Genomic DNA, 14,428 nt, shown 5'->3' with positions numbered 1-14,428 from the left:
GATCTACGGCCGCAGCAGCGGCATGAGGACCTCGTCGACGACCGCGCGCAGGTACTCGTCGGGCACGTCGGTGCCGTCGGTGAGGCAGTACGCGGTGACCATGGCGGGACCGACGGTCGCCACCAGGCGGGTCGCCGCCTCGGGCCGCACCTCGCCGCGCTCGGCGCCACGACGCAGGGCCTGCTCGATCAGGTCCTTGAGCGGATCGGTGACCCGCTCCCGCACCACGGCGTGCAGCAGCCCCCGGCCGTCCTTCATGGTCTCGGCCTTGAGGATCTGGAACGTCGCGCCCTTGGTCACCTCGACCGTGGTGCGCAGGCACAGCAGCAGCTCCATCAGATCCTCGCGCACGGAGTCGTGGAACGGCAGCGCGGCGGGGTCGGGCAGGGCGTGCAGCAGCGCGTCGCGGATCAGCTCGTCCTTGGAGTTCCACCGGCGGTAGAGCGCCGCCTTGCCGGTCTGCGCCGCCGTCGCCACGCCCTCCATGGTCAGCCGGCCGTAGCCGACCGCGTGGATCTCCTCGAAGACGGCGTCGAAGATCGCCGACTCCAGCGCGCCGCCGCGCCGGCGCGTGCCGGGACCCCCCGAAGGTGGGCCCTCCGGAGGCTTAGTGAACGATCCCGTTCCCTTCTCGGCGGGCACCTGCTACCTTCCCCTCGTAGTGAACGCTTCCGTTCCCTATTTGTCGATCCCGGAGGTTTCTCGTGTCGACGTCCGCGACGACGCAGCCGGTGCCGGGGGCCGCCACCCCCGACCGGCGGGCGCGTCACCCCGCCCTCGCCCTCGCGATCATCCTCGCCTGCCAGGTCATGGTCATCATGGACGCCACGGTGGTCACGGTCGCCCTGCCGGAGATCCGGCGCTCCCTGGACTTCTCGGCCACCGGGCTGTCGTGGACGCAGAACGCGTACACCCTCGCCTTCGGCGGCCTGCTGCTGCTCGGCGGGCGCGCCGGCGACATCCTCGGCAGGCGCCGCACCCTGATCTCGGGTGTCCTGCTGTTCACCCTCGCCTCCCTGGTGGGCGGCTTCGCGACCTCGGCCGGATGGCTGCTCGCGGCCCGCGCCGCGCAGGGTGTCGGTGCCGCGATCGCCGCGCCCAGCGTACTCGCTCTCATCGTGACCAACTTCCAGGGCGGCGAGCGGGCCCGCGCGCTCAGCCTGTTCTCGGCGGTGTCCGGCGGCGGGGCCTCGCTCGGCCTCGTCGGCGGCGGCATGCTCACCGAGTGGGCGTCCTGGCGCTGGGTGATGTTCGTGAACGTGCCGATCGGCCTGGCCATCGTGCTGCTGGCCCCCCGTTACGTGCGGGAGCCCCAACGGCGCCGGGGGCGTTTCGACGTGACCGGGACCGTCACCTCCACGGCCGGGATGGTCGCGCTGGTCTACGGGTTCATCCGCACCGCCGAGTCCGGCTGGGACGACCGGGTGGCCTGGGCTGCGCTGGCCGCCGCCCTCGCGCTGTTGGGGGCCTTCGTCGCCGTGGAGCGCCGGGCCGCCCAGCCGCTCACCCCGCTGTGGCTGTTCGCGCATCGCGACCGGGGCGCCTCCTACGCGATCATGCTGCTGTTCGCGTCCGGGATGTTCGGCATGTTCTACTTCCTCACCCTGTACCTGCAGCAGGTCCAGGGGATGAGCCCGCTGGAGGCCGGTGTCGGGTTCCTTCCGCTGACGGTGCCGCTGTTCGTCGTCGCCAGGCTCGCCCCTCGGCTCCTGGCCCGCTTCGGCGCCCGGCGGCTCATCGTCGGCGGCCTGGCGCTGCTGGTCGCCGGCCTCGGCTGGCTCACCCTGCTCGAGGCGGACGGCGGCTACGGCATCGGGATCGTCGGGCCGCTGCTGCTCTTCGGCCTCGGCGCGGGGCTGGCGGTGATGCCGATCAACACGACCATCCTCGCCGAGGTGCCGCCCGAGGACTCCGGCGCGGCGTCGGGGGCCCTGCAGTCCATGCAGCAGACCGGCGGGTCCCTGGGGCTGGCCGTCCTGGTCACCGTGTTCGGGGCCGCGACCCCGGGCGGCTCCACCGCGACGTCGGGGGACGCCCTGGCCGAGGGGATGAGCACCGCCTTCGGGGCGGCGGCGGCGTTCCTGGCGATCGCCCTGGTGATCGCCGTGACGGTGCTGCGGATCCGCCCCGCCGCGCCTGCGGAGCGCTAGGGGCCGGGCCAGGCGTCACGGGCCGCCATCTCCAGGACGAGGGCGCCGATGTTCCACGCGTCGTCCTCGCCGCTGTGGTGGCGGCCCTCCAGGGGGAGCCCCGCGTGTTCGAGCGCGCCGGCCATCCCCAGCCTGCGCGACAGCCCGAACGCCAGGGAGAACGCGGCCTTGGCGTTGGTGTGCCGGGCGCCGAACGGGTAGTCGACCCCTTCGACGCACTGTCGCTCGAACTGCTTGCGGTCGTAGTCCCCCCAACTCGCCCAGGGCCGGGAACGCGCATGGTGCCCGCGTTCGAGGATCGCGCAGGCCTCCTCGAACGGGACGCCGCCGTCCACCTCCTCCTGGGTGAGGCCCGTCAGCTCCGTGCAGAACGGGCTCACCCGGGAACGCTCGGGGCGCACCAGGATGCGGTGGCGCGCCACCCGTTCCCGGGAGTCCAGGTCCACCACGCAGAGCCCGATCTCGATGATCTCGTGGATCTGCCCCTGCGGAGGTCGGCCCGTCCAGCAGGTGGCCTCCACGTCCACGACGTTGAGGAGTCGTCCGAACGGTTCCATGCCGGGCACGCTAGCGATCGTCGGCCGGCGTCGGCCGGCCATTTTCGTCCGCCGGGCTCAGGAGGCCGTGCGCGGGAGCCGGTCGAGGGCGTCGATCAGCAGGTCCAGGCCGAAGGCGAAGTCCGCGTCGAAGTCGGGATGGAGCAGCTCCCGGGCGGCCCCGACCACGTGCGGGAACCTCGCGGGGTCCACCAGGTCGGCGATCCGGTCGCGGTCGCGGGCGACGTTCTGCAGCCTGTCGACCGTGCCCTCCTCCCGCATCAGCGTGCCCATCACGTACGAGATGAACGTCCGCATCACCCGCACGGCGGTCTCCCGCTCGAACCCGGCCTGCTCGCCGATGGTCAGCATCTGCTCGATCACCGGCAGGCCGCGCGTCCAGTCCATCGACCGGGACAGCACCACCGACATGCAGCGCGGGCGCTCGTGCGCGGCCCGCCGGAAGGCGTGCGCCAGCGCGCGGACCCGGTCGCGCCAGTCGTCGCCGCCGGCCCGCACGTCCAGGCCCGCCAGGATCTCGTCGGCCACCCCGTCGAGCACGGCCTCCTTGCCGGCCACGTGGTTGTAGAGCGACATCGCCGCCACGCCCAGCTCGTTGCCGACCCGGCGCATGGACAGCGCCTGCGGACCCTCCCGTTCGATCAGCTCGATCGCGGTGTCGATGATCCGCGCGTAGGTCAGCGGCGGCCGTGCGGCGGCCGTCCCGGCCGCCGGGAGCGTGTCGCCCTGGGTCTGCTCCGCCACCTGTCACCTTCCGTCACGCCGTAGGTCTACGCACACGGTACGCGCAGGTCGCGCGGTGACCGGCGGGTTCTGCCGGCTCTTGCAGACTTACGCTGTAAGTGCAAGGCTGTCCCCGACGGAGGCGAGGAGGCGCGCATGGGCATCACCGGCGGGACGGCCGTGGTCCGCTGCAGGGACGGCGACCACACCATCGAGCTCACCGAGCGCGAGCCGGTGGCACGGAGACTGATCGAGATCTCCCGCAAACACTCCTTCGACCCGGACGTGGACGTCGACTGGGAGGCGCCCCAGGACCCCGACCGGTTCTACCTGCCGCCCCAGCTCGTGTCCCTGTACGAGACCCCGCTGTGGGACACGCTGTCGCACCGGCAGCGGGTCGAGCTGTCCAAGCGCGAGGTCGCCGAGATCGCCTCGTTCGGCATCTGGTCCGAGATGCTGTTGATGAACATCCTGCTGAAGACGGCCTACCGCGCCCCGTACGACAGCGGGCACGGGGCCTACGCCCTCACCGAGCTGGCCGACGAGTGCCGGCACTCGGTGATGTTCGGTCGGATGGTGCGCGCGTTCGGGCTGCGCACCCACCACCCCCGTCCGGCGATCCACCACGGCGCCAAGGCCCTGTTCGCCATCCCCTATCAGCCGCTGCCGATGTTCGCGGGGACGCTGATCGTGGAGGAGTTCACCGACGCGTTCCAGCGGGTCGCCATGGCCGACGAGGACGTCCAGCCGCTGGTCCGGCAGGTGTCGAGGATCCACGTCATCGAGGAGTCCCGGCACATCAAGTACGCCAGGGAGGAGCTCAAGCGGCAGACGGCCCGCGTCCACCCGGTCCGCCGGAGGATCGCCGCGGCGGGCGTCGCGCGCCTCGCCTCGTTCATGCCCGCCCTGCTCATCGACCCGTCCGTGTACGCCGCCGTCGGGCTCGACCCCGTCGAGGCCCGCCGCACCGCCGCCGCGAGCCCCCACCGCCGCGCCGTCTGGGGCTGGGCGATGCGGCGCTGCACCCGCTTCTTCGACGAGGTCGGCTTCCTGGACGGCCGCAGCCGCACCATCTGGGACCGGGCGGGGCTCCGCGCCGCCGAGCCCTCGCCCCTCCCCTGACGGCCGGCCTCAGCCGGCGACCGCGTCGGCGGCGCCCATCTCGCGCAGGGCCCGGCGGAGGGCCGGGACCGCGGGGCCCGAGCGGGCGGTCAGATCGGCGATGCGGCGACGGTGCCGGCGGCGCTCGCCCCGCCCGATGACCGTCCGCAGCCCGCCCGCCGCCGCCAGCGCCACCGTCGCCGCGTCATAGCTGTTCACATGGGCCACCGGCCGCCCGCGCAGCGCGGACGACGCCCGACCCCACAGATCCTTGACCACCCTCGGATCGCGGACCTTCACGGTGCGCACCGGGACGACGCCCAGCCTGCGGCGCGACTCCACCCGGATCCAGCCCTCGGACTCCAGCTCCCGCAGCACGGTGTCGACGATCGTCCGGCCGTCCTTGCCGACCCAGTGCCCCCAGCGCCGCGGACGGGAGCCGCCGATCTGGGCCAGCAGCCCGTACGGATCGGGGCCGGGGGTCCCGATCGCGGGGCGGCGGTCGCCCACCAGCCGGCCGTCGAGGTAGAGCTCGGTGAGCGCGGCGGCGCGCAGCAGGTGGCCGAGCCTGCTCCGCGCCGTCAGCCGCCCGCGGTCCATGTCGTAGGCCAGCAGGAGGACCCTGGCCGGCAGCGTCTCGGGGACCCTGACCATCGGTTACTCCTCGTCATCCTCCCCGGACGTCGTCGTCCCGGGATCGTTCTTCGCCGGGCGGCCCGGACCGCGCATCCGCCCCACGTCGCGGGGCATCCGCCCCGCCTCGTCCAAGGCCTTGCGGAGCAGGAACTCGATCTGGGCGTTGGTGCTGCGCAGCTCGTCGGCGGCCCAGCGCGCGAGCGCGTCGTGCACCGCCGGGTCGAGTCGCAGCAGAAGCCGCTTGCGTTCCCTGGTCACTGATAGAGGGTGCCGGTGTTCACCACCGGCTGGGCGTCCCGGTCGGCGCACAGCACGACCAGGAGGTTGCTGACCATCGCGGCCTTGCGCTCCTCGTCCAGCTCGACGACGTGCTGCTCCTCCAGTTTCGAGAGTGCCAGCTCGACCATGCCGACCGCACCCTCCACGATCCGCTGCCGGGCGGCGACCACCGCGCCGGCCTGCTGACGGCGCAGCATGGCCTGCGCGATCTCGGGGGCGTAGGCCAGCCGGTTGAGCCGCGACTCGATGATCCGCACGCCCGCCGAGGCGACCCGGACGCCGATCTCCTCCGACAGCCTGGCGGTGATCTCGTCGGCGTTGTCGCGCAGCGACAGCTCGTCGGCCGAGTCGTACGGGAAGCTGCCGGCGATGTGCCGCACCGCGGCCTCGGTCTGGAACGCCACGAACTCCACGAAGTCGTCGACCGCGAAGCAGGCCCGCGCGGTGTCCTCGACCTGCCAGACGACCACCGCGGAGATCTCGATCGGGTTGCCCTCCAGGTCGTTGACCTTGGCCGGGCCGGTCTCGTGGTTGCGGATCCGGGTGGAGACCCGGCGTCGCTCGGTCAGCGGGTTCACCCAGCGCAGCCCGTCCCGCCGGATGGTGCCGCTGTAGGAGGCGCCGACGAGTTGCAGCACCCGCGCCTCGTTCGGCGCCACGAACGTGAGCCCGCCGGCGACCACCAGGCCGCCCACCACGGCGACCGCGCCCACGACGATCAGGGTGATCCCGACCGCGCCGAGCATCACCCCGCCGCCGCCGATCAGCCCGATGCCGCCCAGGACCAGCAGCAGCACGAGGAGCGTCATCGGCCAGCCGTTCAGGTCGCGGGCCGGCCGCTCCGAGATCGGCGGCTCCGGCATGGTCACGTTCACGGTCGCAGACTCCATCGCGTCTCCCTTGGTCGATGTCACGAATCTAGCAAAGTGATATCACTTTTCCAAGGGTCGGCCCGGCCCGAGGCGTGCCCGGCCGTGCGGTGGGCAGGGGGAGTGCATGTGCCGACTTTTCGGGATGGCCACCGGAGGGCCGCGGATCCGGGCGACGTTCTGGTTGATGGACGCCCCCGACAGCCTCGAGGAGCAGAGCCGTCGGATGCCCGACGGCGTCGGCCTGGGCTGGTTCTCCTCGGGCGACGAGCCCGTCGTCGACCGCGCGCCGATGGCCGCCTACATGGACACCGAGTTCGCCAAGGGGGCCCGCGACGTCGAGTCCTCCACGTTCGTGTCGCACATCCGGTACGCCTCGACGGGGGCGGTGGACGTGCACAACTGCCAGCCGTTCTCCATGCACGACCGCCTGTTCGCGCACAACGGCGTGGTCAAGGGCCTCGACGTGCTGAACTCCTGGCTGACCGACGTGGACCGCGCGCTGGTCGAGGGGCAGACCGACTCCGAGCTGGTCTTCGCCTACCTCACCGCCGAGATGCGCCGCCGGGGCGACACGACCACCGGTCTCGTCGAGGGCATCCGTCGCATCGCGGCGGAACTGCCGCTCTACGCGCTGAACGTCATCCTCGCCGAGAGGGGACGGGTGTACGCGCTGCGCTACCCGGACACCCACCGGTTGTGGGTGCTGCCCCCTAAGGAGACCGGTCTCAGCAGCCCGGACAAGGTGCGGCATCTATCGGGACGACGTGAACGCGGGTCCGTCCACGTGGGGACGTCCGAGAGCCCGGTGCACGCGTACGTCGTCGCCAGTGAGCCGATGGACGACGACCCCGCCTGGCGTCTCCTGGACCCTGGGGAGCTGCTGGTCATGGACGGGCTACAGGCGGACTCCCGCTTCCCCTTCGACGCCCCCGCCCACCGGCTCTCCCGGGACGACCTCAGCCCGCACGAGGCCGCCTCGCAGCACCATGCCTCCTGAGGTGGGGGTTCGCCGTGTGCTTCGTATCTGACGTCGCCTCGGGGTTTGCTCCGTGCGAACATCCGACTTTGGATGGCATGGTGGGGACATGTGTCGACTGTTCGGGATGACCACCGGAGGGCCTCGGGTCCAGGCGGCGTTCTGGCTGCTGGACGCCCCGCAGAGCCTCAAGGAGCAGAGCCGCCGGATGCCGCACGGGGTCGGTCTCGGCTGGTTCTCCCTGGGTGACGAGCCGGTGCGCGACCGTGCGCCGCTGCCCGCCTTCGAGAACGCCGACTTCGCGCTCACGGCCCGGCACATCGTCTCCCACACGTTCGTGTCGCACATCCGGTACGCCTCCACGGGCGCCGTGCACGTCCACAACTGCCACCCGTTCGACATGTACGACCGGCTGTTCGCCCACAACGGCGTCGTCAAGGGCCTGGACGTGCTCGGGTCCTGGCTCACGGACGTCGACAAGGTGCTCATCGAGGGCCACACCGACTCGGAGATGGTCTTCGCCTACATCACCTCGGAGATCCGCCGCTGCGGCGACACCACCACCGGCCTCATCGAGGCCGTCCGCCGCATCGGCGCCGAGCTGCCGGTCTACTCCCTCAACATCCTCCTCGCCGAGGCGCACCGCCTCTGGGCCCTGCGCTACCCCGAGTCGAACGAGCTGTGGGCGCTGCCCCCCAAGGGCGACGGCATCAGCGGCCGTCCCGGCCACGTCCGCCACCTGGCCTCCCCGCACGAGCCCGGAGCGGTCGACGTCACCGCCCCCGACCGCGCCGTCCCCGCCTACGTCGTGGCGAGCGAGCCGATGGACGACGACCCCGGCTGGCGGCTCCTGGAGCCCGGCGAACTCCTCATCATCGACGGTCTCAAGGAGGAGTCCCGCTTCCCCTTCGACCCGCCGCGCCACCGCCTCACCGACGCCGACCTGACCGCCAAGGAGGCCGCCTCCCAGGAGCACGCCGCCTGACGGCCCGCGCACGGCCCGCCTCCGACGGTGCGAGGCGCATCACGGCCGCGGAAATGTCGGTGCCGCTGAGTACAGTGGCCGCGTCGAACGACCACCACTCCAGGGACACGGGGACTCATGGATCGCGAACTCACTCTGATGGCCGTGCACGCTCATCCCGACGACGAGGTGATCGGCACCGGCGGGGCCTTCGTCCGCTATGCCGGAGAGGGTGTCAGGACCGTCCTGGTGACCTGCACCAACGGCGAACAGGGCGACGGGCCCGGCGGCGTCAAGCCCGGCGACCCCGCCCACGACCAGGAGGACGTCGCCCGCAGGCGCCTCGGCGAGCTGCGCGAGTCCACCGCCCACCTCGACATCGGCGACGTCGAGCTGCTCGGCTACCGCGACTCCGGCATGGACGGCTGGGACACCAACCACGCCCCCGACGCCTTCGCCAACATCCCCCTCGACGACGCCGCGCGCCGCCTGGCCGCCCTCATGGAGCGGTACCGCCCCCAGGTCGTCGTCACCTACGACGAGATCGGCGGGTACGGTCACCCCGACCACATCCAGGCCCACCGCATCGCCATGGCCGCCACCGAGCTGACCGGCATCCCCGACAAGCTCTACTACTCGGCCATCCCGCGCTCCGGCATCGCCCAGATGTTCGCCTACGCCAAGGAGCAGGGCATCGACATGGGCGAGGACGAGCTCCCCGAGGAGTTCGGCACCCCCGACGAGCTGATCACCTGCACCCTGGACGTCTCCGCCTACGTCGAGCACAAGCGCAAGGCCCTCCAGGCCCACGCCAGCCAGGGCGACAGCATGTTCCTCCTCCAACTGCCCGAGGACATCCAACAGTTCGCCTTCGGCCACGAACACTTCGTCCGCCGCATCTGCCGCATCGACGCCCCCACCCAAGAGAACGACCTCTTCGCCGGCCTCCGCTGACCCCCACCCCACCCCGAGACCCCCACAACCCACCTCCCCCCACCCCACCCGGCGGCGCTCCCCCCACCCCGGCCCCGCCGAGCCCTACTCGCAACGACCCCCACCGCACCACGCGGTCCACCCTCCGATCCGACCCACCCCCGCCGGGACCCTTGCGCGTCACGCCCGCCCCGCCCCACCGCCGCAGGCGCCCCACCGCGACCGTCGCTCGGCGACCGGGCCCACCGCGACCGGTTCCACCGGGCCCACGGCGACCGTTGCTCGGCGACCGGCCCACATGGCCAACCCGGCGGCGCTTCGCCCACCCCGGCCCGGCCGAGCCACGCTCGCAACGACCCCCACCGCACCACGCGGTCCACCCTCCGATCCGACTCACCCTCGCCCGGCCCCTCGCGCGTCACGCCCACCCCACCCCACCCGCCCCGCCCCGCCCCGCCACAGCAGCTGCCCCACCGCAGCCGCCCCACCGCGACCGTCGCTCGGCGACTGGGCCATCGAGACCGGATCCACCGGGCCACGGCGACCGGGCCCACCGCGCCCGTCGCTCGACGACCGGCCCACACGGCCAACCCCGCGGCGCTCCTCCACCCCGGCCCCGCCGGGCCACGCTCGCAACGACCCCACACCTGCACCACGTGGCCCCACCACCGGCTCCGACCCACCCTCGGTCCCTTGCGCGTCACGCCCACCCTGCCCCGCCGCCGCAGCTGCCCCACCGCGACCGGGCCCACACGGCCAACCCGCCGAGCCACGCTCGCAACGACCCCCACCGCACCACGCGGTCCACCATCCGATCAGACTCTCCCTCGCCGGACCCTCGCGCGTCACGCCCACCCCGCCCTGCCACCGCAGCCGCCCACCGCGACCGTCGCTCGGCGGCCGGGCCCACCGCGACCGGATCCACCGAATCCACAGCGACCGGTTCCACTGCGACCGGGCCCACCGAGCCCGCCGCGACCGTCGCTCGACGATCGGGCCACACGGCTAACCCGCCGAGCCACGCCCACCCCGCCGCCCCAGCCGCCCCACCGCGACCGTCGCTCGGCGACCGGGCCCACCGCGACCGGATCCACCGAATCCACAGCGACCGGTTCCACTGCGACCGTCCTCGACGACCGGGCCCCCGGCGGCCGGGCCGTTTCGACCCGCCCGTACCCGTCCAGCCAGGTCGGTTCGCGCACCTCGGCCGGGCCCGCGCCGGTGCAGTGATGGCGGGCGGCGTGCCATGGGGGTCGGACCCTCGGGGGTCGGGCCGTCTAGGTCGGCCACGCCCGTCCGGCGACGGCGACCCGTCCCACGTCGATTCGGTGACTTCGGCGGGCCCGCGCGTGTTCAGGCAGGGAGGTCGTTCCCATGTCGATCTGCGAGCCTCGGCCGGGCTCGCGCCCCCTTCGACCTGAGCCGTCGGGCCGCGGCCATCAAACCCTCCGTGCTGGGGCGTTCGGGTCGGCCGGGCCTGTCCAGTCGCCTCGGTTCGAGCACCTTGACCGGGCCTGCGTCGGTGCGGTCTTGGTCGTCGGTTCATGGCGGCCGTGCTCTCGGTGGTCAGGCCGTTTGGGACGCCCGCCCATTCGGCCGCGGCGGTCCGCCCTCATGTTGATCCGGTCACTTCGGCGGGCTGGCGCTGTTTCGGTCAGGGATGTCGTCCCCAGGTCGCTCGACGCAGCTCGGCAGGGCTGAATCCCGTTCGGCCTCGGGTGGTCCGCCCACCTTGACTCGCGCGCCTTGGCATGGCCCACGGGTGTTCGGCCACCGCGGTCGGGCCGACGTCGATCCGACCGCCTCGGCCTGGGCCGTGCCCGTTCAGCCACGTCGGTCCGGCCGACGGTGATCGCCGCGCCCCGGCGGGGCTTGTGCAGCCGAGTTCCTCGTTGGGCGGGTCAGTCCCGGTGCGCCCACTTCGGTTCGTCCGCGCGGGTCCGGCCATCCTGATCTGGCTGGGTCGGTCGGGCCGGCCTCTGTCAGCCCACGTTGGTCTGCCACGTCGGTCGCGGCGGGCGGGTCCGTCTCGGTGTGCCGACCTCGGGGCGGGGCTTGTGAGCTTCGGCGTTCGCGGGTTCCGAGACGAGGTGGCTCCACGCGGGGGAGGAGGTTGGCCCACGCGGCTGGGGCGGGTTACCGGTGGGGGAGCAGGGTCGGTAGGTCCTCCGCGTGGTCGCGGAGGTAGGCGGCCAGGGAGGCGGGGAAGAGGTCGAGGGCCTCGATCGCCTTGGAGGTGCAGGGGACGCGGTCCACGTCGTAGGTGCCCTTCGACGGGTCGTCGAATTCGGGGCCGTGCCTGCGGGAGAGGTCGAGCGACGTCAGGCGGCACAGGTAGAACGTGCTGAGGTAGTGCAGGCCCAAAGTCTGTTCGGCGTAGGCGAAGACCTGGCGCAGCGGCCCGACGGTCGCGCCGAGTTCCTCGTCCAGCTCTCTGCGGAGCGCCTCCTCCGGTCCGGCGTCGGTGGGCTCGACCCCGCCGCCGGGAGTCGACCAGTAGGGCGGGAGGCCCGGCTTGACCCGGTGGAACAGCACCAGACGGCCGTCCTCGTCCAAGAGGAGGGCGCGTACGGCGTGGCGGGTGCGCGGTGCGGCTTGGCGGGTTTCGGGCTCGGGCAGGCGGAGCAGGACGCGTTCGCTGAACCCGCCGCGTTCGGCGGTCTTGGCCGCCCGCATGCGTTCAAGGGCTTCGGGCTCGATTCCGTGGTGCGACGCCAGGGCGAGCACGACCTCCAGTACGTCGGCCAGCTCGGTGGGATCGCCGCCGGCCACGTATTCTCCGGCCTCCTCGTACAACTTGGCGCGCAGGAAGGCGAGGTACTCGCCGCCTTCGGTGACCCGGGTCTCCGGTCGCCGGCCGGCGGCCTGGATGATCTCCGGGATCCGGTCCCGGACGAGCTTCTCGGGACGCCCCCCACGGAGCCTGGGGCGGTGGGCCATCGCCCCGCTCCTGCGGTCGAGCGACTGCACCCACTGGACCGCGACGGCGGCGACCTGGACCAGTGCCTCCCGCAGCCGTTCGGGCTCGCTCTCGGCGAGAGCCTCCCAGAACTCCTCGGTCAGGAGCAGGCGCCAGGTGAGCCGCCCCTCCGAGGAGGCGGCGGCCGCCTCCCGTTCGGCCTCCTCCGCACGTTCCCCGTATCGGTCGCCGGTCCCGTCGGGGAGATCGCGGACGCCCCAGAGGGTGTCCTGCGCCGCCCGTTCGGCGGCGATGTCCGTCAGCACCCTTCCGAGCGAGCCGCGGACGCCGCCGCCTTCACCACTTCCGTCCATGGGACAAGACCGTAGCCGGCGACGTCCCGTTTCGTCCCTTGTTCGCCCCGGATGCGGAGCGGGGCCGCGCCTCAGCGTCGGCGTCGGCGCTTGGGCCTGGTGGGTCTGCGGTCGCCGGCCCGGGCCAGCGCGGCGAGGCGGTCACGGGCCTCGGAACGGGAGATCGGCTGGACGTGCTCGGGCAGCCGGCCGGCGAGGGAGAGCGGGAGCGAGACCTGCCCGTCCTCGGCGATGGTGACCTGGTCGTCCGGCCAGTCGCCGAGGACCACCGCCGAGAAGCCCCCGGGGTGGCGGTCCGACAGACCGGCGATGCGCGGCCCCTGCCGCTCGCAGTCGGCGACCAGGAGCAGCCTGGGCTCGGTGCCGATCGCGGCCGAGCCGTCGCGGATGCTCAGCTCCGTCTCCAGGAAGGCGAGCGCCGCGTCCAGGGTCCCGGGGAGGAAGAGTCGTTCCAGGCTCTCGTCGAGCAGATCGTCCTCGTCCAGCCCGAACAAGGCCATCGCGTCCGCGCACGGCAGCACGACCAGGCACGTCTCGTCGGCCGTCTCCAGCGCGGACAGGACGAGCGACCGCGCCACCCCCGTCCCGCCCTGCCCGTCGAGCGCGAGGACGGGGACGGCGAACGGGTCCGGAACGTCCCGTAGCGCGACACGGCGGGCCGGTGCCGCCGACGTCGCGAGGGCGGCGAGCCCTCCGACCGCGAGGACGGGCGCCAAAGCGCGTCGGCGTACGGTCAGGCCGACCACGGCGAGAGGCAGGATCAACAACAGCAGCCCCAGCAGCGGGATCGGCGGCAACGACCCGTTCAGGGGCTCTTCGGTGACCGCCCGGGGCCCAGGGGACGGAACGGGCGACGTCCAGATGGTCGTGGGGCGCACGCCCTCGCCGGGCGCCCGGGACGGGGTGGAAGCGCCGTCCCGTCGCCGGGAGGGGGCCGGCTCGGGGCCGTGCCGACGTGAGGGCCCGGAACGCTCGCGGGACGGGCCGCCGGACTTGCGACGGAGCCCGGGGGGAAGGTGCTCGTGCTGCCGCCCGTCCCGCTTCGCGGATCGCCAGATCTGCATGCAGACCTCCCGGGCCTGCTGGCCGGCGACCCTCCCGATCTCCTGGCACGTTCGCGGAGAGGTCTCCACCGTCGCGGCGTGGGACGGGCTCGCGCCCAGGGAGGAGAGGAGGAAGACGAGCACCGCGCAGCCCAACGACCCGCGCACGCACCGCGGGACGCCGGTAACCCGTGGGGCGGCTCGGAACACTGCGATGAGGCGGTTCATGGTGTCCTGGGAGGTGGCTTCACGTAACCGTAAGGGCGCTGATCGTACACAGGTTGAGACGCTCGAACACAGGGCTTGGATTACGGAAAGCGATCCACTCGCCACCGATCCCAGTGATTCGGGCTCCTTGCGCCGGAATGCCCGCCGTCTTCCGCCCTCGCACACCCCCTTTGGGGCCTGTGCGCCCTCCCCCGGGGAGAGGCCCCAGAACGGGAGACGTCGCCCGTACCCGGTGCCGCCCGTACCGCTCAGATGCGGGGCCCGGCGCGGTCGGGGACCACACGGGGGAGTCCGCGCAACCACCCCTCCAGGTCGGCGGGCCACCACCGTCCGACCGACAGCCGCCCCAACGCGTCGGCGACCACGGCCGTGGACGGCCGGGCGGGGACGACACGGGAGGGTGCGGCCCCCGACAGCACGCCCAGCCACCAGTGCCGCCTCGTGGGGGGCATCTCCTCAGGGGAGAGAACGACGTAGTAGGTCGCGGCGGTGTGGGCCGCGTGGGCGGTGTGCTCGGCGGGGGCTCGTTCTCCCCGGGGCGCCGCGCGCACGTTGTGCAGGGCGTCGAGGCCGGAGACGACCGCTCCGGCGTCGTCCCCCACCACCACGATCACCGTGCTGGACGGTCGCCGCATGATCCGCAGTTTAGGCCGACGCCCTCCGGACATCGGGGGCCATGTCCGGAGGGCGTGG

The 14,428-nt window shown here is 73.0% G+C and carries 14 protein-coding genes; 5 read left to right on the top strand and 9 right to left on the bottom strand.

Annotated elements, in window-relative coordinates:
• Positions 1 to 3 precede the first annotated feature (3 nt).
• A complete protein-coding gene (locus tag DFJ69_RS01615) occupies positions 4 to 642 on the bottom strand; it encodes a TetR/AcrR family transcriptional regulator (protein ID WP_211328477.1) in 639 nt (212 codons plus the stop codon).
• A 62-nt stretch (positions 643 to 704) separates the two neighbouring features.
• Between DFJ69_RS01615 and DFJ69_RS01610 the strand changes: the two genes are divergently transcribed.
• The gene (locus DFJ69_RS01610) at positions 705 to 2,150 is read left to right on the top strand and encodes an MFS transporter (protein WP_245973922.1); all 1,446 of its coding nucleotides are present in this window, start codon (positions 705 to 707) and stop codon (positions 2,148 to 2,150) included.
• On the opposite strand, the gene DFJ69_RS01605 is transcribed toward DFJ69_RS01610, so the two are convergent.
• Together DFJ69_RS01605 and DFJ69_RS01600 are read right to left on the bottom strand one after the other, a co-directional pair.
• The gene (locus DFJ69_RS01605; protein ID WP_116020823.1) at positions 2,147 to 2,707 is read right to left on the bottom strand and encodes a 3'-5' exonuclease; all 561 of its coding nucleotides are present in this window, start codon (positions 2,705 to 2,707) and stop codon (positions 2,147 to 2,149) included. The two genes, DFJ69_RS01610 and DFJ69_RS01605, sit on opposite strands and share 4 nt — an antisense overlap.
• A gap of 57 nt (positions 2,708 to 2,764) precedes the next feature.
• Positions 2,765 to 3,451 (bottom strand): TetR/AcrR family transcriptional regulator C-terminal domain-containing protein, encoded by a 687-nt coding sequence (locus DFJ69_RS01600; RefSeq protein WP_116020822.1) that lies wholly within the window; start codon positions 3,449 to 3,451, stop codon positions 2,765 to 2,767.
• A gap of 135 nt (positions 3,452 to 3,586) precedes the next feature.
• On the opposite strand from DFJ69_RS01600, the gene DFJ69_RS01595 reads away from it, so the two are divergent.
• The gene (locus DFJ69_RS01595; protein ID WP_116020821.1) at positions 3,587 to 4,552 is read left to right on the top strand and encodes an AurF N-oxygenase family protein; all 966 of its coding nucleotides are present in this window, start codon (positions 3,587 to 3,589) and stop codon (positions 4,550 to 4,552) included.
• A gap of 9 nt (positions 4,553 to 4,561) precedes the next feature.
• On the opposite strand, the gene DFJ69_RS01590 is transcribed toward DFJ69_RS01595, so the two are convergent.
• Genes DFJ69_RS01590 through DFJ69_RS01580 form a run of 3 tightly spaced genes read right to left on the bottom strand, consistent with a single transcriptional unit; the run spans position 4,562 to position 6,336 of the window.
• Complete coding sequence (locus tag DFJ69_RS01590) at positions 4,562 to 5,185, bottom strand: GOLPH3/VPS74 family protein (protein ID WP_116020820.1); 624 nt, start codon at positions 5,183 to 5,185, stop codon at positions 4,562 to 4,564.
• A gap of 3 nt (positions 5,186 to 5,188) precedes the next feature.
• The gene (locus DFJ69_RS01585) at positions 5,189 to 5,425 is read right to left on the bottom strand and encodes a type II toxin-antitoxin system antitoxin (RefSeq protein WP_116020819.1); all 237 of its coding nucleotides are present in this window, start codon (positions 5,423 to 5,425) and stop codon (positions 5,189 to 5,191) included.
• Positions 5,422 to 6,336 carry an SPFH domain-containing protein gene (locus DFJ69_RS01580; protein ID WP_116020818.1) on the bottom strand — a complete coding sequence of 305 codons (915 nt, stop codon included), beginning with the start codon at positions 6,334 to 6,336 and terminating at the stop codon, positions 5,422 to 5,424. Before DFJ69_RS01580 ends, DFJ69_RS01585 begins: the two co-directional genes overlap by 4 nt.
• 106 nt (positions 6,337 to 6,442) lie before the next feature.
• On the opposite strand from DFJ69_RS01580, the gene DFJ69_RS01575 reads away from it, so the two are divergent.
• The 3 genes from DFJ69_RS01575 to DFJ69_RS01565 all read left to right on the top strand — a co-directional run bounded on the left by DFJ69_RS01575 (position 6,443) and on the right by DFJ69_RS01565 (position 9,212).
• Entirely contained in the window at positions 6,443 to 7,315 is an 873-nt protein-coding gene (locus tag DFJ69_RS01575; protein WP_116020817.1) for a class II glutamine amidotransferase, read from the top strand.
• 88 nt (positions 7,316 to 7,403) lie between these two features.
• Positions 7,404 to 8,279 carry a class II glutamine amidotransferase gene (locus tag DFJ69_RS01570; RefSeq protein ID WP_116020816.1) on the top strand — a complete coding sequence of 292 codons (876 nt, stop codon included), beginning with the start codon at positions 7,404 to 7,406 and terminating at the stop codon, positions 8,277 to 8,279.
• Positions 8,280 to 8,396: 117 nt separating this feature from the next.
• Positions 8,397 to 9,212, top strand: coding sequence for a PIG-L family deacetylase (locus DFJ69_RS01565; protein ID WP_116020815.1), 816 nt, complete (start codon positions 8,397 to 8,399; stop codon positions 9,210 to 9,212).
• Between the two features lie 2,115 nt (positions 9,213 to 11,327).
• Here DFJ69_RS01565 and DFJ69_RS34800 read toward each other — a convergent pair.
• The 3 genes from DFJ69_RS34800 to DFJ69_RS01550 form a co-directional block, all read right to left on the bottom strand.
• Positions 11,328 to 12,464, bottom strand: coding sequence for an NUDIX domain-containing protein (locus DFJ69_RS34800; protein ID WP_211328476.1), 1,137 nt, complete (start codon positions 12,462 to 12,464; stop codon positions 11,328 to 11,330).
• 71 nt (positions 12,465 to 12,535) lie between these two features.
• Positions 12,536 to 13,675 (bottom strand): hypothetical protein, encoded by a 1,140-nt coding sequence (locus DFJ69_RS01555; protein WP_147312164.1) that lies wholly within the window; start codon positions 13,673 to 13,675, stop codon positions 12,536 to 12,538.
• Between the two features lie 308 nt (positions 13,676 to 13,983).
• Positions 13,984 to 14,370, bottom strand: a complete 387-nt coding sequence (locus DFJ69_RS01550; RefSeq protein ID WP_116020813.1) for a hypothetical protein — start codon at positions 14,368 to 14,370, stop codon at positions 13,984 to 13,986.
• Between the last annotated feature and the right edge of the window lie 58 nt (positions 14,371 to 14,428).

Origin of the sequence: Thermomonospora umbrina (assembly GCF_003386555.1) — a bacterium.
GTDB lineage: Bacteria > Actinomycetota > Actinomycetes > Streptosporangiales > Streptosporangiaceae > Thermomonospora > Thermomonospora umbrina.
The sequence above is the reverse complement of the archived record's forward strand: the minus strand, read 5'-3'. Positions and strand labels throughout refer to the sequence as shown.